At 72.8% G+C, this 16,935-nt stretch carries 18 protein-coding genes; 6 read left to right on the plus strand and 12 right to left on the minus strand.

The features are described from left to right. Nucleotides 1–27: 27 nt before the first annotated feature. Nucleotides 28–858 carry a class I SAM-dependent methyltransferase gene (locus ACIQFX_RS00840; RefSeq protein WP_402457279.1) on the minus strand — a complete coding sequence of 277 codons (831 nt, stop codon included), beginning with the start codon at nucleotides 856–858 and terminating at the stop codon, nucleotides 28–30. 71 nt (nucleotides 859–929) lie between these two features. Between ACIQFX_RS00840 and ACIQFX_RS00845 the strand changes: the two genes are divergently transcribed. Both ACIQFX_RS00845 and ACIQFX_RS00850 read left to right on the plus strand, forming a co-directional pair. Continuing rightward, complete coding sequence (locus tag ACIQFX_RS00845) at nucleotides 930–2,753, plus strand: prolyl oligopeptidase family serine peptidase (RefSeq protein ID WP_402457282.1); 1,824 nt, start codon at nucleotides 930–932, stop codon at nucleotides 2,751–2,753. Between the two features lie 142 nt (nucleotides 2,754–2,895). Beyond that, the gene (locus ACIQFX_RS00850; RefSeq protein WP_402457286.1) at nucleotides 2,896–3,636 is read left to right on the plus strand and encodes an SURF1 family protein; all 741 of its coding nucleotides are present in this window, start codon (nucleotides 2,896–2,898) and stop codon (nucleotides 3,634–3,636) included. A 72-nt stretch (nucleotides 3,637–3,708) separates the two neighbouring features. On the opposite strand, the gene ACIQFX_RS00855 is transcribed toward ACIQFX_RS00850, so the two are convergent. From ACIQFX_RS00855 to ACIQFX_RS00885, 7 genes are all read right to left on the minus strand, one after another. Further along, a complete protein-coding gene (locus ACIQFX_RS00855; RefSeq protein WP_402457289.1) occupies nucleotides 3,709–4,962 on the minus strand; it encodes a hypothetical protein in 1,254 nt (417 codons plus the stop codon). After that, complete coding sequence (locus tag ACIQFX_RS00860) at nucleotides 4,959–5,711, minus strand: SigE family RNA polymerase sigma factor (protein WP_402457291.1); 753 nt, start codon at nucleotides 5,709–5,711, stop codon at nucleotides 4,959–4,961. The genes ACIQFX_RS00855 and ACIQFX_RS00860 overlap by 4 nt, the downstream gene beginning before the upstream one ends. Nucleotides 5,712–5,974: 263 nt before the next feature. After that, nucleotides 5,975–7,033: an aspartate-semialdehyde dehydrogenase gene (locus tag ACIQFX_RS00865; RefSeq protein WP_402457295.1), complete on the minus strand. Its 1,059-nt coding sequence runs from the start codon at nucleotides 7,031–7,033 to the stop codon at nucleotides 5,975–5,977. Continuing rightward, nucleotides 7,030–8,301, minus strand: coding sequence for an aspartate kinase (locus ACIQFX_RS00870; protein ID WP_376488433.1), 1,272 nt, complete (start codon nucleotides 8,299–8,301; stop codon nucleotides 7,030–7,032). The genes ACIQFX_RS00865 and ACIQFX_RS00870 overlap by 4 nt, the downstream gene beginning before the upstream one ends. Nucleotides 8,302–8,440: 139 nt before the next feature. Beyond that, nucleotides 8,441–9,109: a DUF5063 domain-containing protein gene (locus tag ACIQFX_RS00875; protein WP_402457299.1), complete on the minus strand. Its 669-nt coding sequence runs from the start codon at nucleotides 9,107–9,109 to the stop codon at nucleotides 8,441–8,443. Between the two features lie 35 nt (nucleotides 9,110–9,144). Further along, nucleotides 9,145–9,744: a recombination mediator RecR gene (recR, locus tag ACIQFX_RS00880; RefSeq protein ID WP_033202382.1), complete on the minus strand. Its 600-nt coding sequence runs from the start codon at nucleotides 9,742–9,744 to the stop codon at nucleotides 9,145–9,147. A gap of 69 nt (nucleotides 9,745–9,813) precedes the next feature. Beyond that, the gene (locus ACIQFX_RS00885; RefSeq protein WP_376488431.1) at nucleotides 9,814–10,149 is read right to left on the minus strand and encodes a YbaB/EbfC family nucleoid-associated protein; all 336 of its coding nucleotides are present in this window, start codon (nucleotides 10,147–10,149) and stop codon (nucleotides 9,814–9,816) included. Nucleotides 10,150–10,439: 290 nt separating this feature from the next. Between ACIQFX_RS00885 and ACIQFX_RS00890 the strand changes: the two genes are divergently transcribed. Continuing rightward, the gene (locus ACIQFX_RS00890) at nucleotides 10,440–11,144 is read left to right on the plus strand and encodes an SLATT domain-containing protein (protein ID WP_402458532.1); all 705 of its coding nucleotides are present in this window, start codon (nucleotides 10,440–10,442) and stop codon (nucleotides 11,142–11,144) included. A 95-nt stretch (nucleotides 11,145–11,239) separates the two neighbouring features. Here the strand turns inward: ACIQFX_RS00890 and ACIQFX_RS00895 are convergent, their stop codons facing one another. From ACIQFX_RS00895 to ACIQFX_RS00905, 3 genes are all read right to left on the minus strand, one after another. Beyond that, the gene (locus ACIQFX_RS00895) at nucleotides 11,240–11,890 is read right to left on the minus strand and encodes a hypothetical protein (RefSeq protein ID WP_402457302.1); all 651 of its coding nucleotides are present in this window, start codon (nucleotides 11,888–11,890) and stop codon (nucleotides 11,240–11,242) included. Nucleotides 11,891–12,017: 127 nt separating this feature from the next. Then, on the minus strand, nucleotides 12,018–12,731 hold the full coding sequence (locus tag ACIQFX_RS00900) for a GntR family transcriptional regulator (protein WP_402457305.1): 714 nt from the start codon (nucleotides 12,729–12,731) through the stop codon (nucleotides 12,018–12,020). Between the two features lie 88 nt (nucleotides 12,732–12,819). Beyond that, nucleotides 12,820–14,184, minus strand: a complete 1,365-nt coding sequence (locus tag ACIQFX_RS00905) for an aspartate aminotransferase family protein (protein ID WP_402457308.1) — start codon at nucleotides 14,182–14,184, stop codon at nucleotides 12,820–12,822. A gap of 144 nt (nucleotides 14,185–14,328) precedes the next feature. On the opposite strand from ACIQFX_RS00905, the gene ACIQFX_RS00910 reads away from it, so the two are divergent. The 3 genes from ACIQFX_RS00910 to ACIQFX_RS00920 all read left to right on the plus strand — a co-directional run bounded on the left by ACIQFX_RS00910 (nucleotide 14,329) and on the right by ACIQFX_RS00920 (nucleotide 16,485). Beyond that, nucleotides 14,329–14,934 (plus strand): DJ-1/PfpI family protein, encoded by a 606-nt coding sequence (locus tag ACIQFX_RS00910; RefSeq protein WP_402457311.1) that lies wholly within the window; start codon nucleotides 14,329–14,331, stop codon nucleotides 14,932–14,934. Beyond that, complete coding sequence (locus ACIQFX_RS00915; RefSeq protein ID WP_402457313.1) at nucleotides 14,931–15,422, plus strand: MarR family winged helix-turn-helix transcriptional regulator; 492 nt, start codon at nucleotides 14,931–14,933, stop codon at nucleotides 15,420–15,422. The genes ACIQFX_RS00910 and ACIQFX_RS00915 overlap by 4 nt, the downstream gene beginning before the upstream one ends. Nucleotides 15,423–15,588: 166 nt before the next feature. Beyond that, nucleotides 15,589–16,485, plus strand: coding sequence for a DUF3592 domain-containing protein (locus tag ACIQFX_RS00920; RefSeq protein ID WP_402457316.1), 897 nt, complete (start codon nucleotides 15,589–15,591; stop codon nucleotides 16,483–16,485). Here ACIQFX_RS00920 and ACIQFX_RS00925 read toward each other — a convergent pair. Further along, entirely contained in the window at nucleotides 16,472–16,813 is a 342-nt protein-coding gene (locus tag ACIQFX_RS00925; RefSeq protein WP_402457319.1) for a hypothetical protein, read from the minus strand. The genes ACIQFX_RS00920 and ACIQFX_RS00925 overlap by 14 nt on opposite strands. Nucleotides 16,814–16,935 lie beyond the last annotated feature (122 nt).

Genomic DNA, 16,935 nt, shown 5'->3' on the forward strand with positions numbered 1-16,935 from the left:
GGGGCGGGCGCGTCGGGCCCGGGCCGGTCAGGCCGGGCGGGAGGCCTTGACCGAGTACATCAGGGGGATGCGGGGACGGTCCGCGGGGAAGCGGTAGTAGCCGTCCTCGTGCCGCTGGAGCGCGCCGTAGCGCGGGAACAGCGACGCGTCGTGCTCGTGCAGGAACTCGATCCGCAGACCGGCCTTGGCGAGCGCCGTGACGACCTCGCCGACCGGGTGCACCCACTCCACGCTGCGGTTGTGGACGGTGGCCGCGTCGAGATCGGCGTACGTGCCCGGGGAGGTGTCCACCCAGGGGTCGCGGACGAAGTAGTCGTGGACGATCCGGCTGCCGGTCTCGTCGTCGAGCGAGTCGGTCAGCGGGTGGAACTCGGCCACGTACAGGAAGCCGCCGGGCGCGACGAGCGCGGCGGCGGTCTCCGCCCAGCGGTCGATGTCCGGGAGCCAGCACAGCGCCCCGCTGCCGGTGTAGACGATGTCGTACGCGCGGTCCGGGACGGCCTCCGCGGCGTCGTACACGTCGGCGGCGACGAACGCGGCGCGGTCCTGCGCGAGGCCCAGGTCGGCCGCGAGCGAGCGGGCCGTCTCCACGGCCGGCTCGGAGAAGTCCAGGCCGACGACGTGCGCGGCGCCGTGCCGGGCCCAGGAGAGCGTGTCGAGGCCGATGTGGCACTGGAGGTGCAGCAGGGAGCGCCCGGTGACGTCACCGACCTCGGCGAGCTCGAAGTCGCGCAGGGCGTCCTTGCCAGCGCGGAAGGCGTCGAGGTCGTAGAACTCGCTCGCGGCGTGGATCGGGACGCGCTCGTCCCAGCGCGCGCGGTTCGCCTCGAGCCAGTCTTCAGGGGTCGGAGAGTACATGTCGGCGAGGTTATCCACAGGCCGGGGAGGACGCGACCCGAATTGTCGGCCGCCCGGAGCATCATGGGTCCATGACTGAGAGCAAGAGCACCGAGCGCACCGCGGAGGCCCCGGCGTGGGAGCGGCGCTTCCGCGCGCCGCGCGTCTCCCTGCCCGAATGGGCCGAGGAGGCCCCCGACCGCTCGCTGTTCGTGTCCAACGCGACGGGGACGTACGAGCTGTACGCATGGGACCGGGCGAGCGGCGAGCAGCGGCAGGTCACGGACCGGCCGAACGGCACGACGGACGGCACGCTGTCCCCGGACGGCGCGTGGATCTGGTGGTTCGCGGACACCGACGGCGACGAGTTCGGGGTGTGGATGCGCCAGCCGTTCGCCGGCGGCCCGGACGAGCCCGCCGTGCCCGGCCTCGACGCCTCCTACCCGGCCGGACTCGCCATCGGCCGCGAGGGCACGCTCGTGGTGGGCCGCTCCACGGACGAGGACGGCTCCACGGTCCACCTCGTACGCCCCGGGGCCGGCGCCCCGGTCGAGGTCTACCGGCACCGGGAGTCGGCCGGGGTCGGTGACCTGTCGTACGACGGCGCGCTGATCGCGATCGAGCACACCGAGCACGGCGACGCGATGCACTCGGCGCTGCGGGTGCTGCGCGCCTCGGACGCGGCCGTCCTCGCCGAGCTCGACGACACCAAGGGCGGCACGGAGGAGCTGGGGCTCACGGTCCTCGGCTTCGCCCCGGTGGCGGGGGACGCCCGGCTGCTCGTCGGGCACCAGCGGCGCGGCCGCTGGGAGCCGATGCTGTGGGACGTGGCGGCGGGCACCGAGACCGACCTCCGGCTCGACCTGCCGGGCGACGTGTCGGCGGAGTGGTACCCGGACGGCTCCGGCCTGCTGATCGTGCACAGCTTCGAGGCCCGCAGCGAGCTCTGGCGGTACGAGATCGCCACCGGCGCCCTGGTCCGGGTGGAGACCCCGGCAGGTTCGGTGTCGAGCGCGACGGCCCGGCCCGACGGCAGCGTCGAGTACCTGTGGTCGTCGGCCGCCGAGCCGCCGGTGGTGCGCTCCACGGCCGGCGGTGTCGTCCTCGACCCGCCCGGCGCGAAGGCCCCGCCGTCGGTGCCGGTGGAGGACGTGTGGGTGGACGGGCCCGGCGGCCGGGTCCACGCGCTCGTGCAGCGCCCCGCGGAGGGCGAGGGCCCCTTCCCCACGATCTTCGAGGTGCACGGGGGTCCCGCCTGGCACGACAGCGACGCCTTCGCGTCGGGACCGGCGGCCTGGGTGGACCACGGCTACGCGGTGGTGCGGGTCAACTACCGGGGCTCGACGGGGTACGGCCGGGAGTGGACCGACGCGCTCAAGCACCGGGTCGGTCTGATCGAGCTGGAGGACATCGCGGCGGTCCGCGCGTGGGCGGTGGCGAGCGGCCTCGCCGACCCGTCGCGCCTCGTCCTGTCCGGCGGGTCCTGGGGCGGCTACCTGACGCTCCTCGGCCTGGGCACCCAGCCGGACGACTGGGCGGTCGGCCTGGCGGCGGTCCCGGTCGCGGACTACGTCACGGCGTACGAGGACGAGATGGAGGCCCTCAAGGCGCTGGACCGGACCCTGCTCGGCGGTTCGCCGGAGGAGGTACCCGAGCGGTACGCGGCCTCGTCGCCGCTGACGTACGTGGACGCGGTGAAGGCCCCGGTGCACGTCTCGGCCGGCGTCAACGACCCGCGCTGCCCGATCCGGCAGATCGACAACTACGTGGACCGGCTGGCGGCCCGGGGCGCGGTGCACGAGGTGTACCGGTACGACGCGGGCCACGGCTCGCTGGTGGTGGAGGAGCGGATCAAGCAGGTCGCCCTGGACCTGGCGTTCGCCGCGAAGCACCTGGGGGTGTCCGGCCCGGCCTGACCGACGGGCCGGCCTGACCGACGGCCCGGGGGACGCCGGGCCGACCGGCCGTCCCCCGGGTACGGCGGCCCGGGGACCCGGCCGACGGGAAGCCGGGGACCCGGCCGACGGGGAGCGGGGCGGGCTTGCGTACCGTGGGGGCGTGTACCGGTTCCTGAGAACGCCCCGCTGGTGGGGGATCAACGCGTTCGTCCTCCTTGCGATCCCGTTCTGCGTCTTCATGGGCACCTGGCAGCTCGGCAAGTTCGAGGACCGCGTCGACTCGCACCAGGAGGCCGAGCAGCGGCCCGCCCCGAGCTCGCTGAAGGCGGAGCCGCTGGCGTCCCTGCTGCCGGTGGACACGGAGACCTCGGGCCGGTCGGCGGAGGCCCGCGGCCGGTTCGGGGAGCAGTTCCTCGTCCCGGACCGCGAGCTGGACGGCCGCCCCGGCTCGTACGTCCTGACGCTGCTCAGGACGGACGGCGGCCGGTCCCTGCCGGTGGTCCGCGGCTGGCTCCCCAGGGGCGCGCAGGCGCCCGCCCCGCCGTCCGGCGAGGTCACGGTGGTGGGCGCGCTCCAGGCGTCGGAGAACGCGGGCACGAAGGGCGTCCGGGCCGCGGGCGGCCTGCCCGAGGGCCAGCTCGGCATGATCAGCGCGGCGTCCCTGGTGAACGTGGTGACGGACGACGTCTACGACGCCTGGATCACCCTCGCCGACTCCCCCGCCGGCCTGACGCCGGTCCCGGCCGCCGCCGCGGCGGGCACCGGCCTGGACGCGAAGGCCTTCCAGAACCTCGGCTACACGGCGGAGTGGTTCGTCTTCGCGGGCTTCGTCGTCTTCATGTGGTTCCGCCTCGTGCGCCGCGAGGCGGAGGCGTCCCGGGACGAGGCACTGGGCCTGTAGCGCCCCGGCCTCCGGGGGACACCAGCCTCCCAGGGACTCCAGCCTCCCGGGGCACCAGCCTCCCGGGGTGTCTCAGGAGGCGTTCAGGATGCCGGTCCGGTAGATGACGCCGGCGCAGGCGTTCGTGACGATCGCCGACGCCGTGGGGCCGCCCGGCTCCGCGGTGTGGCTGACCACGACGCTGCCGTCCGCCGGGGCGCCGTCCTCGTGGAGCAGCTGGGGCGTGGTGCCGGTCCCGGCATCGGAACCCGCGCCCGCCTCCGCGCCCGAGCCCGCCGTGCCGGTGCCTCCGGTGCCCGTGGAGGGGCCGGGGTCGGCGGTGGTGGTCGGCGCGACCGTCGGCGGCTGCGTGGTGGGCTGCTCGGTCGGGGTGGGCGGCGGCGGGGTCGGTGTCGTCCCCGTCGTCGGACAGGTCTCGCTGGGCACCCAGACGAACTTCACCTCGTACGAGCCGTTCGGCTTCAGGACGAGCGAGGACGACTCCTGCGACGGGTCGGGCAGGCCGCTGCCGTTGTCCCCGGAGGTGTGCCGGACCACCGCTATCCGCCCGGGGTCGGCCGCGCCCCGCGCCTCGAAGCCGACGACGCCGCTGCCGTCGACGACGCAGTCCTGGCCCGACACGTTGGCGATGCGGAAGTTGCCGTAGAACCTGCCCTGGTCGTCGGGGCCGTGGGCTCCCTCGCTGCTGACGCCGAGCTGGTCGGGGGCGCAGCGGGACGCGGAGCCGTTGCCCGCGCCCTGTGACTGCTGGGGCCCGCCGGCGGCGCCCGGCGACTGCCCGTCGCCGGCCCCCTGGTCGGCGCCCTGGCTCGGCTGTCCGCCGTTCGCGGGGCCGTGGGTGCCCTGGCCGCCCTCGACGCCGGTCTCGGCGCCGGTGCCGCCCTGGGCGTCCTCGCCGTGGCCGGCGTTCACGGCGTCGGACGCGGAGAGGCCGCCGGAGGAGGCGACGTGCACGAAGGCGGGAACGGCCGTCCCGATGAGGACGACGGCGGCGCAGGCGCCGACGAGGGCCTGGCGCTTGCGGGCGCGGCGCGCGGGGACGGCGCGGCGCAGGTGGTCCAGCGAGCCCGCGGAGGGCTCCAGGCCGGCGACGGCCCCCTGGAAGAGCCGCCGCAGCGCGAGTTCGTCGTCGCCGTCGCCCTCGCCGGGTCCGGGCTCGATGTTCACCATGCGCTGTCCACTCACGTCGTTGCGTTCATCCAGGGCGTCGCGCTCGTCACGAGCACCGCCGTCCTCACGGGCCGTCCGACCCGACACCGCATCGGGTGTCGTGTCCGACACCGGGTCGGGCACCTCGTCGGGTGACCTGCCGGAGGCCTCGCTCATGCCGTCGCTCCCATCGCGACGCGCAGCGCCGCGATGCCCCGCGAGCCGTACGCCTTCACGGACCCCAGGGATATCCCGAGCGTCTCGGCGACCTGAGCCTCGGTCATGTCGGAGAAGTACCGCAGGGCGAGGACCTCGCGCTGGCGCCGCTGGAGGCCGCGCATCGCCTTGATCAGGTCCTCGCGCTCCAGCTGCTCGTACGCCCCCTCCTCCGCGCTGGCCATGTCCGGCATGGGCTTGGACAGCAGCTTGAGGCCGAGGATGCGGCGGCGCAGCGCGGACCGGGAGAGGTTCACGACGGTCTGGCGCAGGTAGGCGAGCGTCTTCTCGGGCTCGCGGACGCGCTTGCGGGCCGAGTGGACGCGGATGAACGCCTCCTGGACGACGTCCTCGCAGGAGGCCGTGTCGTCGAGGAGCAGCGCGGCGAGGCCGAGCAGCGACCGGTAGTGGGCGCGGTAGGTCTCGGTCAGGTGGTCGACGGTGGTTCCGGCGGCCAGGGCGCCCTCGGCGCTGGCGCGGGGCGCGGGGATGGCGTCCATCCCGGTCGCGCGGGGCGCGGCGGGCACGGGGGCGATCACCGGCATCCCGCCGAGTGCGCGCGGGCGTCGGAACGGACGGACCGCGGGGCCGCGCACGGGGCCGACGGCACTTCCGCGCAGGGGGAGCACCGCGGCGCCCCGAACGGGGAGCACGCCTGTGCCCGCGCCGCGGAGCGGGGCGATGGTCGCGATGTCGAGTACGTCTGCCACGCCTGTTGGACACGCGTCCCCCCGACAGGGTTGTACGCGTACGCCACCCTTTTTGACGGTGAGTCGTATGTCCTCATGCGTAACCGTTCTCCCCCTGTACCCCGCTTTCACAGCGTGTTCCGCGCCACACGGTCGTGGGTGAACGCAGAGACGCCTCCGCCCGGCCGTTGGTTGCGGCAGGGGGGAAAAGCATCCTCTTCCACGGCATCGCCGCAGTTCAAGAGATATCTGACGCCTAATTGCTCACAGGGTGTTCACAGATCCTACAAAGCCGTGACAACCGATTCCGCGATCTGAAGGGCGTTCAGGGCCGCGCCCTTGCGCAGGTTGTCGGCGACGACGAAGAAGTCGAGCGCCCGCTCGTCGTCCATGGAGCGCCGGACCCGTCCCACCCAGGCGGGGTCGGTGCCGACGGCGTCGGCGGGGGTGGGGAAGTCGCCGGCGGCGGGATCGTCGTACAGCACGACGCCGGGGGAGGTCGCCAGGACCTCGTGGGCGCGCCCGACCGGCACGGGGTGCTCGAAGCGCGCGTGCACGGTGACGGAGTGCCCGGTCACGACGGGCACGCGGAGGCAGGTGGCGGCGACCCGCAGGGCGGGGAGGCCGAGGATCCGGCGGGTCTCGTCCCGGACGTGCTCCTCCTCCGAGGAGGACCCGTCGGCGCCGGGGGTGCCCGACCAGGGCAGGACGTTGAGCGCGAGGGGTCCGGGGAAGGGGCCGGTGCCCTCGCCGACGGCCCTCCGTACGTCACCGGGGTGGGTGCCCAGGTCGGCGTCGCCGGCGACCAGGCCCAGCTGGGAGCGGAGCGCCTCGACGCCCGCCCGTCCGGCGCCGGCGCCGCTCGCGGCCTGCTGGGCGGTGACGACGAGCTCGGACAGCCCGAACTCGGCGTGCAGGGTGCCCACGGCGACGATCAGCGCGAGGGTGGTGGAGCCGGGGCTCGCGACGATGCCGCGGGGCCGTACGCGCGCGGCGTGGGGGTTGGTCTCGGGGACCACCAGGGGCACGTCGGGGTCGGCCCGGAAGGCCGCGGAGGTGTCCACGACGACGGCGCCCTTGGCGGCGGCGATGGGCGCCCACTGCGCCGCGACCGCCTCGGGTGCCAGGAAGAGCGCCAGGTCGACGCCTTCCAGGGCTTCCTCGCAGAGCGCGAGGATCTCGCACTCCTCCCCGCGCACGGAGGCCTTGCGGCCCGCCGAACGCGGGGAGGCGAGGAGTCGGATCTCGCCCCAGACGTCCGCGTGGTGCGACAGCATCTGGAGCATCACCGAGCCGACGGCTCCGGTCGCACCGACGACCGCGAGCGTCGGCTTCGGCGTCATCGGCCGGTGCCTCCGTAGACGACGGCCTCGTCCGAGTCGCTGTCCAGACCGAAGGCGGTGTGGACGGCGCGCACGGCCTCGTTGACGTCGTCGGCGCGGGTGACGACCGAGATGCGGATCTCGGAGGTCGAGATGAGCTCGATGTTCACGCCCGCGTCGGACAGCGCCTTGAAGAAGTCCGCGGTGACGCCCGGGTTCGTCTTCATGCCGGCGCCGACCAGGGAGATCTTGCCGATCTGGTCGTCGTAGCGGAGCGAGTCGAAGCCGATCGCGCTCTTCGCCTTCTCCAGCTCGTCGAGCGCCTTGCGGCCCTCGGCCTTGGGGAGGGTGAAGGAGATGTCCGTGAGGCCGGTGGAGGCCGCGGACACGTTCTGCACGATCATGTCGATGTTGATCTCGGCGTCCGCGACGGCGCGGAAGATGGCCGCGGCCTCGCCCGGCTTGTCCGGCACGCCGACGACGGTGATCTTCGCCTCGGAGGTGTCGTGGGCGACACCCGAGATGATGGCCTGCTCCACCTTCTGGTCCCCTTGCGGTTCGTTGCTGACCCACGTGCCCTGCAGTCCGGAGAAGGACGAGCGGACGTGGATCGGGATGTTGTAGCGGCGCGCGTACTCGACGCAGCGGTGCAGCAGCACCTTGGAGCCGGAGGCGGCGAGCTCCAGCATGTCCTCGAAGGAGATCCAGTCGATCTTCTTCGCCTTCTTCACGACGCGCGGGTCTGCCGTGAAGACGCCGTCGACGTCGGTGTAGATCTCGCAGACCTCGGCGTCGAGCGCGGCGGCGAGCGCCACGGCCGTGGTGTCGGAACCGCCGCGGCCCAGCGTGGTGATGTCCTTCTTGTCCTGGGACACGCCCTGGAAGCCCGCGACGATGGCGATGTTGCCCTCGTCGAGGGCGGTACGGATCCGGCCCGGCGTGACATCGATGATGCGCGCTTTGTTGTGGACCGAGTCGGTGATGACGCCTGCCTGGCTGCCCGTGAAGGACTGGGCCTCGTGGCCCAGGTTTTTGATCGCCATGGCCAGCAGGGCCATGGAGATCCGCTCTCCGGCGGTCAGCAGCATGTCGAACTCACGCCCGGCAGGGATCGGGGATACCTGCTCGGCGAGATCGATCAGCTCGTCCGTCGTGTCGCCCATCGCGGAAACCACGACGACGACCTGGTGGCCGTCCTTCTTGGTGTCCACGATCCGCTTGGCGACGCGCTTGATGCCTTCGGCATCGGCAACGGAGGAGCCTCCGTACTTCTGCACGACAAGGCCCACGTGCGCTCCTCGCTCAGTCTGTGCCGCAGCCGGCGCTGCGATCGGCTCAGTCTAACGAGCGACCCGGAAACGCCGACCGTATATCACATCCTGAGATGCGGTGCTCAGCAAGTGATCAAGAGGTGGTCCCGCACGGCGGTTACTTCCCGACGGAACGGCCCCGCAGGCCCAGGGGGGCCGCGATCTCCTCGAGCATGACGCGGCCGGCCTCTTCGGCGAGGTCGTCCTCGGTGAGGTCCTCGTCGGTGTCGAGGCCGTCGAGGGCGGCGAGGGGCTGGTCGAGGCGGACGTGCGCGACGAGGGACTGGAGGGCGCGGAGGGTGGCGGAGGCGGTGGGGCCCCAGTTGGAGAAGTAGGAGAACTGCCACCACCAGAGGGCCTCGGTGGTGCGGCCCGCGCGGTAGTGGGCCAGGCCGTGCCGGAGGTCGGTGACGATGTCGGCGAGGTTGTCGGAGATCCGGGCCGGGACGGGTGCCTTGCGCGGCTCGTACGGGTCGAAGACCTCGGAGAAGACGTCGACCGGGTCGAGCATCACCGCGAACCGTTCACGCAGCTCGTCGACGTCCGGCTCGGGTCCCGTGTCGGGCTCGTAGCGCTCGTCGGGGACGATGTCCTCGTGGGCGCCGAGCCGACCGCCCGCGAGGAGCAGCTGGGAGATCTCCAGGAGCAGGAAGGGCACGGCGCTGTCCGGCTCGTCGCCCTTGGCGACCTCGGTGGTCGCGACGATGAAGCTCTCGATCGAGTCGGAGATCTGGACCGCGAAGTCGTCGGGGTCCTGCGTGACGGAGTGCAGTGTGGCGTCAGACATCGAGCATCCTCCCTGAGAGCGCACCGGCCCTGTCGTCATACATCTAGCAGCCTCCGTCCCTCGAAGGCACGGCCGAGGGTCACCTCGTCGGCGTACTCCAGGTCGCCGCCGACCGGGAGCCCGCTCGCGAGCCGGGTCACCTTCAGCCCCATGGGCTTGATCATCCGCGCCAGGTACGTCGCGGTGGCCTCGCCCTCCAGATTCGGGTCGGTCGCGAGGATCAGCTCGGTGACGGCGCCGTCCGCGAGCCGCGCGAGGAGCTCGCGGATGCGCAGGTCGTCCGGGCCGACGCCCTCGATGGGGCTGATCGCGCCGCCGAGGACGTGGTACCGCCCGCGGAACTCGCGGGTCCGCTCGATCGCCACGACGTCCTTGGGCTCCTCCACCACGCAGATGACGGTGAGGTCGCGCCGCGGGTCCCGGCAGATGTTGCACTGCTCCTGCTGCGCCACGTTGCCGCAGACCGCGCAGAACCTGACTTTCTCCTTGACCTCCAGGAGCGCGTGCGCGAGCCGCCGGACGTCCGTGGGCTCGGCCTGGAGGACGTGGAAGGCGATCCGCTGCGCGCTCTTGGGACCGACGCCGGGCAGCCTGCCCAGTTCGTCGATGAGGTCCTGAACCACGCCTTCGTACAACGGAACGCCCTCCTCGGGAGTGCTTGATTCTTACGGTAGTGGCTGGAAGTGCTCGTTAGAAGAGCAGGCTCAGAAGCCCAGGCCCGGCATGCCGCCCATGCCCTGCGCCAGCGGGCCGAGCTTGGCCTGCTGGAGCTGCTGCGCGTTGTCGTTGGCGGCCTGGACGGCGGCCACGATCAGGTCGGCGAGGGTCTCGGTGTCCTCCGGGTCGACCGCCTTGGGGTCGATCACCAGGCCGCGCAGTTCGCCGGAGCCGGTGACGGTCGCCTTCACGAGGCCGCCGCCCGCCTGGCCGTCGACCTCGGTCGCGGCCAGCTCCTGCTGAGCCTTGGCGAGGTCCTGCTGCATCTTCTGGGCCTGCTGGAGAAGCTGCTGCATGTTGGGCTGGCCACCACCGGGAAACACGGTCACTCACTCCTGGGGTTCGTCGCGTCCGAAGTTCGGTACGTCCGTATGTGTCGGTACGCCGAGCCTACGTGGTCCCCGCCCACCCCGCCTCCATCACTCTTTCGGGTGAGAAACTGCGGCCTCCTCTACCTGATCAACACCCTCTTGCGGGCGGAAATCCCGGGATTCCGGGTCCGCCGCCCACCATTCGGCGGTAGGAAGGGCAGGCACCACGTGCACCGCACGTCACAGAAGGACATTTGCACTGAGCTGAACAGAGGAGTCCCCCGGTGAGCCAGCAGCCGGAGATGCAGCCGCCGGGGCCCCCCGGGGGAGACGTCCAGCGCGATCTGACCGGTACGCCGTTCCCCCTGGGCGACTGGGGCGAGCCGGCCGAACGGCTCGACGAGCTGTACCGCTGGGTGGAGTCCCAAGCCATCCGCACGGCGGAGTGGTACCTGTCGGACCGCGTCTGGAAGCGCCGCTGCGCCCGGGCCCTGCGGGTGGGCACGGCCGCCGGGGTGATCGCGGGCGCCGCGCTGCCGCTCCTCGACCTGACCGGGGTCGCCGAGGGCACCGCCGGCTGGGGCTACCTGTCGCTGCTGCTCGGGGCCGCCTGCATGGCCTGCGACCGCTACTTCGGCCTGACGTCGGGCTGGATAAGGAACGTGGCGACGGCCCAGGCCGTGCAGCGCCGCCTCCAGGCGCTGCAGTTCGACTGGGCCTCGGAGAGCGTCCGCGAGGTCCTCGGCCCCACGGAGGGCACGGCCAGCGAGGCCGCGGAGCGATGTCTGGGGGTGCTGCGCCGCTTCTCGGAGGACGTGACGGAGCTCGTACGGGCGGAGACCGCGGACTGGATGGTCGAGTTCCGCTCGGGGCCGACGCCGCTCGCGCTGCAGTCGGTGGGCGTGGTGCCCGCGCGGGCCGAGAGCCACCACCCGGCGGGCCGCTTCCCGCTGCCGCCCGGCACCCGTCCGAGCATGCCGCGCCAGCGGCCCCCGGAGGCCCGCTAGGGCCCGTGCCCGACCCCTGCCCGGCCCCTGCTCCCCCGGACAGGCCCTGGGGCCTTTCCGGGGGGTGGCAGCGGGTGAGCGGCGGGCCGACGGGCTCAGCTCAGGATGATCATCGAGCCCTGGGCGAGGCTGCGGACCGCCGCCGCGTGCAGGCCCAGCCACACGTGGCGCTCCCGGGCGAAGGGGCTGCCGTCGTACGGGACCGGGGCGGCCGGCTCCTCCAGGGAGGTCGGGCGCTCCGGCGGCAGCGGGGCCGCGGGCGGGTTCGCCGGGTCGATGCCGATCGAGGGCGCCACGAACTCGAGCTCCCGGAGCAGCCCGTACGAGGAGCCGAGGGGTCCGCCGCCCTCCAGGAGCTCGTCGGTGGTGAGCGGCGCCGGGAAGTCGACCGGCACGTACGCGCCCGCGTGGTCGTAGTGCCAGACAAGGTGGGACTGCTGGGCGGTCGCCTCGAACATCTCCAGGAGCTGCTCGTAGTCCCCGCCGAGCTCGCCGACCGGCTCGACCGGCAGCCCGCACACCTGGAGCAGGTAGGCGCGGCGCAGGAAGTGGAGGGCCTCGTAGTCGAAGCCCGCGACGGGGGCGACGTCCCCGGAGAGCCCCGGCATGTACGCGTAGACGGGCACGGTGGGCAGGCCGGACGCGCTGAGCACCGAGTCGAAGACGGCTATCTCTTCGGCGAACGGGTTGTCGGGGCTGTGGCACAGCACGTCGACGAGGGGGACCAGCCACAGGTCACAGGCCAAGGGAGGCTCGCTCTCCGTCGGTTGCAGGGACGGCCAGGGTAATCGGCGCGCCGCCGACGACGCCCACCCGCTGAGGAACTGCCCCCGGAGGCCGGGCCTCAACCCGACCTTTCGGTCCGACGGCTCTTCAGCGGGCCTGCTGCTCCAGGCGGTCCGCCCATTCCAGCGAGTGCGCGTTGTAGTCCCGTACGACCGCGACGGCCGCTTCGGCGTCGGCGCGCGTGATGGCGTCGACGAGTTCCACGTGCCCGCCCCACAGCCAGCCGAGGAGGTCGCGCTCGGAGCGCAGGTAGGGCACGGAGAAGGCCCAGGCCTGGACGCGCAGCCGGTGCAGGAAGTCGGCGATGTAGGTGTTGGCGGCGACCAGGCCGCCGAGTTCGCGCCAGTAGCGGATGTCGTAGCCGATGAGGATGTCGAGGTCGCCGGCGCGGGCGGCGCGGGCGGCGGCCTCGCCCCTGCGCCGTACGGAGACGAGCGCGACGCCGATGCCGTGGTCGGGCACGGCGGGGCCGGGCGGGGCGGCCTGCGGCGGGAGGGGCGCGCGGCGGCGGAAGATGCCGTCGACGACGAGCATCCGGGCCTCGACCATGCCCCGGTAGTCGTCGACCGAGTACTGGTGGACGCGGAAGCCGCGGTGCTGGTCGGAGTCGAGGAGGCCCTGTGCGCAGAGGTCGACGAGCGCTTCCCGCACGGGCGTCGCCGAGACGCCGTACTGGTCGGCGATCTGCTTGACGGTGAAATCCTCGCCGGGCTGGAGACGGCCGGCGAGCACCTCGTCACGCAGCGCGTCCGCGATCTGCTGTCGCAAGGTGCTGCGGGTGACAGCTCCGCTCAAGGGCATGGGTCGGCCCCCTCCGTCCGGCTTCGGGACACCCTAGTCCAGACGGAGGAAACCTCCCCGGTACTGCGGTTACGCGGTAGTACTGCGGTTACGCGGTGTGCTCGTCGGCCACCGACAGGGCCGCGTCCAGCGCCGCCAGGCCTTCCTTGACCTCCGCCTCGGAGACGTTGCAGGCGGGAACGGCGTGGGTGCGGTTCATGTTCACGAAGGGCCACAGGCCCTGCTTCTTGGCCGCGGCGCCGAAGGCGGCCATCGGCGCGTTGGCCTCGCCGGCCGCGTTGTACGGGACGAGCGGTTCGCGCGTCTCGCGGTTCTTGACCAGGTCGAGCGCCCAGAAGACGCCCATGCCGCGGACCTCGCCGACCGACGGGTGGCGCTCGGCGAGCGCGCGCAGGCCGGGGCCGAGGACGGTCTCGCCGATGCGGGCGGCGTTCTCGACGACCTTCTCGTCCTCCATCACGTTGATGGTGGCGACGGCGGCGGCGCAGGCCAGCGGGTGGCCGGAGTAGGTCAGGCCGCCCGGGTAGGGCCGCTTGTCGAAGGTGGCGGCGATCTCGGCGTTGATGGCGACGCCGCCGAGGGGCACGTAGCCGGAGTTGACGCCCTTGGCGAAGGTCATCAGGTCGGGCACGACGTCGAAGTGCTCGGCGGCGAACCACTTGCCGGTGCGGCCGAAGCCGGCCATGACCTCGTCGAGGACGAAGACGATGCCGTACTTGTCGCAGATCTCGCGGACGCCGGCGAGGTAGCCGGGCGGCGGGGTCATGATGCCGGCGGTGCCGGGCACGGTCTCCAGGATGATCGCGGCGATCGTCGCCGGGCCCTCGAAGGCGATGGTGTCCTCGAGGTGCTGGAGGGCGCGGGCGCACTCCTCCGCCTCGGTGGTGGCGTAGAAGGGCGAGCGGTAGAGGAACGGCGCCCAGAAGCGCACGACGCCGGCGGAGCCGTTGTCGGAGGCCCAGCGGCGCGGGTCGCCGGTCAGGTTGATCGCGGTGGAGGTGGCGCCGTGGTACGAGCGGTAGGCGGAGAGCACCTTCGTGCGGCCGGTGTGCAGCCGGGCCATGCGGACGGCGTTCTCGACGGCCTCGGCGCCGCCGTTGGTGAAGAAGATCTTGTCCAGGTCGCCCGGGGTGCGCTCGGCGATGAGGCGTGCGGCCTCGGAGCGGACGTCCACGGCGAAGGCGGGCGCGAAGGTCGTGAGCTTCCCGGCCTGCTCCTGGATCGCGGCGACCACCTTGGGGTGCTGGTAGCCGATGTTCGTGTAGACGAGGCCGCTGGTGAAGTCCAGGTAGCGGTTGCCTTCGTAGTCCCAGAAGTACGAACCCTCGGCGCCGGCGACGGCGAGCGGGTCGATCAGGCCCTGGGCGGACCAGGAGTGGAACACGTGCGCGCGGTCGGCGGCCTTGACGGCCGCGCCGGCCTGGGGATCGGGTTCGACGACATGAGGGGTCATGGGGTCGAGGGTAAGGAAGCGCAGGTGGGGCGGGCCATGACCATCTTGTCCACCGAGACCGGGACGGACGCGACACCTTGCTCCTTCCCCGTTTCCCACCTCCCCCTTATTGACAGCATGCTGTCGAAGTGACAGTCTTCTGTCATGGGAACCGAGACTGACACCAGGACCGTCCACCTCGCCGTCTACGACACCCTCGCCGACTGGGAGACGGGCCACGCCACGGCCTGGCTCGCCCGCGCCGGCTACACGATCAGGACCGTCGGCCCGGTCGCCGGGCAGCCCGTCGCGACGATCGCCGGGATCCGGATCGTCCCCGACCTCGCGCTCGCCGACCTCGACCCCGCGGACAGCGCCCTGCTGATCCTCCCGGGCGCCGAGAAGTACGACGAGGGCGACGACCTCGCCCCCTTCACCGCCAAGGCGCGCGCCTTCCTCGACGCCGGCGTCCCGGTCGCCGCGATCTGCGGCGCCACCGCCGGCCTGGCCAAGGAGGGCCTCCTCGACGACCGCCCCCACACGAGCGCGGTCTCCTTCTACCTCGACGCCACCGGCTACAAGGGCGGCGAGCACTACGTCGACGCGGACGCCGTGACGGCCGGGGACCTGATCACCGCGGGCCCGACGGAGCCGGTCGCGTTCGCCCGCGAGATCTTCGCCCGGCTCGGCGCGTACGAGGGCAAGCGGGACGCCTGGTACCGCCTCTTCCAGCACTCGGACCCGGCCGCCTTCCACGAGCTCAACTCGTGAGCCGTGCACAGCAGGACGCCCTCTCCCGCACGGCCCTGGGCGTCTTCCGGCTCAACGGCCAGTTCCTCGCCGTCTCGGAGCGGCTCGCCGAACCGGCCGGCCTCACCGCCGCCTGGTGGCAGGTCCTCGGCGCCGTGCTCCGCGAGCCGCTCCCGGTCTCCGGGATCGCCCGCGCCATGGGCATCACCCGCCAGAGCGTCCAGCGCGTCGCCGACCTCCTCGTACGGGAGGGCCTGGCCGCCTACGAGCCGAACCCCGCCCACCGCAGGGCCAAGCTCCTCGCCCCGACGGAGGCCGGGCACGCCGCCGTCCGCCGCATCGACCCCGGCCACGCCGAACTGGCCGCCGAACTCCTGCGGGAGCTGGGCGGGCAGGAGGCCTTCGACGAGACGGTACGGGTGCTTGAGCGGCTCTCGGCCGCCCTGGAGGCCGTCAGCGCGCGCCACGAGGGCCGGGGGGCCGACACGGAGCCACCGACGCGCGGGTGAGGGCGGGCGGGGGTGGGGGTCGGCCTGGGCGAGCGTGTGGCGGGTCGGCCTGGGCGAGCGTGTGGCGGGTCGGCCTGGGCGAGCGTGTGGCGGGTCGGCCTGGGCGAGCGTGTGGCCGACCCGCATACGGAGCGATCCCCGGCCCGCGTGTGCCACGCTGCGCGCCATGGACACGCCAGGGCGCAGCGCCGCCACCACGATCACCGGCTGGGGCATGGTCCTCAGCGGGGCGGCCGCCGTCGTCGCCGCCGTCTGCGAGCTCTCCCCGTACCCGCCGCTCATAGCCGAGTTGGCCCTCGCCTGGCTGTCGGCGCTGTTCGCGGCGGGCTGGGTGGTCGCCTCGTACCGGGCCGCCGCACGCGCGCGCGACCCGCTGAGCAAGCCGTACCGCGAGACCAGGCGGCCGAACCGGGCCCTGCCGTACCTCATCGCCTTCGGCATCCCCGTCGCCGCCTTCGCAGCCTTCCTGACGGCCTTCACGGTCAGCGCCGACCACGGCCGCGAGACCGAGCGCCTGGAGCGTGCCGGGTACGACCAGTACGAGGTCTCCGTCGTCCGCCTCGCCGGCGAACCCGGGTTCCACGAGGGCGACCAGGACCAGGACCCGTACTACCTCACCGACCTCACCCTCCGGATCCCGTACGAGACCGGTCCCCGCGAGGTCACCGTCCGCGGCATGTACACCCGCCACAAGGCCCCCCGGCCCGGCACCAAGGTCGACGTCTACTTCGCGCCCCGCGACCCCGCCACGCCCGTGGTCGAGGACGGCAGACGCACCTCGACTCGCTGGTTCCTCGTCTTCTTCCTCGGCCTCTGGATCTGGCCCCTGCTCCTGGTCGCGGGCGGCGTCATCAAGGGCCTCTCGGACGAGGACGACGTCCACCGGCTGCGCCGCTTCGACGCCGGCACCCACCTGCCCGCCCTCGCCATCCTGCTGACCGGCCTCGTCCTGCTCCTGCCGAAGGCCGTGGGGTTCGAGGTGGCGGGCTACGACCAACTGCCCGCCCTCCTCGCCACCCTCGCCCCGCCCCTCGCCCTCCTCTGGGTCGTCAAGCGGTACTGAACAGCGCGGTCACCGCGCTGCGGAGCAGCAGCGGATGCACGAACCGGCCCGAGCCCGTCGGCGGGAAGCGCCACGACAGCGGCCACGTCCTCCCCTTCAGCGCCGGCACGGGCACGTAGCTCACGTGCGCGCGCCCGGCGTTGAACCGCGTCACCCCGCGCGGCCACGCCTTGTACGCCGTCGTCCCCGGCGGCACCAGGAAGTACACCCCGCGCCGCCCGTTCGCCTCCATCACCACGGGCCCCGGGTCCCCGCCCGTGAGCAGCTCCATCCAGTCGGCCAGCCGACGCCCTTCCTCGCCGTCGACCCGCACCGCGTCGAATTGCACTCCCGCCTTACGGAGTTGGAATCCGGAAACAGGAATCCAATCCACGTTTACTTCCCGATTCTCTTCATTCACGAGGACATGCTCCCGCGCCGACGCTAGCGTTTTCCACGACTGCGATGGGC

The sequence above is a fragment of the Streptomyces sp. NPDC093089 genome (assembly GCF_044754405.1).
GTDB lineage: Bacteria > Actinomycetota > Actinomycetes > Streptomycetales > Streptomycetaceae > Streptomyces.

Coding starts and splice junctions, on each gene's coding strand:
- ACIQFX_RS00840 (WP_402457279.1), bottom strand. CDS start 858: ATGTACTCTCCGACCCCTGAAGACTGGCTCGAGGCGAACCGCGCGCGC.
- ACIQFX_RS00845 (WP_402457282.1), top strand. CDS start 930: ATGACTGAGAGCAAGAGCACCGAGCGCACCGCGGAGGCCCCGGCGTGG.
- ACIQFX_RS00865 (WP_402457295.1), bottom strand. CDS start 7,033: ATGACGCCGAAGCCGACGCTCGCGGTCGTCGGTGCGACCGGAGCCGTC.
- ACIQFX_RS00875 (WP_402457299.1), bottom strand. CDS start 9,109: ATGTCTGACGCCACACTGCACTCCGTCACGCAGGACCCCGACGACTTC.
- ACIQFX_RS00910 (WP_402457311.1), top strand. CDS start 14,329: ATGGGAACCGAGACTGACACCAGGACCGTCCACCTCGCCGTCTACGAC.
- ACIQFX_RS00855 (WP_402457289.1), bottom strand. CDS start 4,962: ATGAGCGAGGCCTCCGGCAGGTCACCCGACGAGGTGCCCGACCCGGTG.
- ACIQFX_RS00920 (WP_402457316.1), top strand. CDS start 15,589: ATGGACACGCCAGGGCGCAGCGCCGCCACCACGATCACCGGCTGGGGC.
- ACIQFX_RS00905 (WP_402457308.1), bottom strand. CDS start 14,184: ATGACCCCTCATGTCGTCGAACCCGATCCCCAGGCCGGCGCGGCCGTC.
- ACIQFX_RS00890 (WP_402458532.1), top strand. CDS start 10,440: ATGCAGCCGCCGGGGCCCCCCGGGGGAGACGTCCAGCGCGATCTGACC.
- ACIQFX_RS00900 (WP_402457305.1), bottom strand. CDS start 12,731: ATGCCCTTGAGCGGAGCTGTCACCCGCAGCACCTTGCGACAGCAGATC.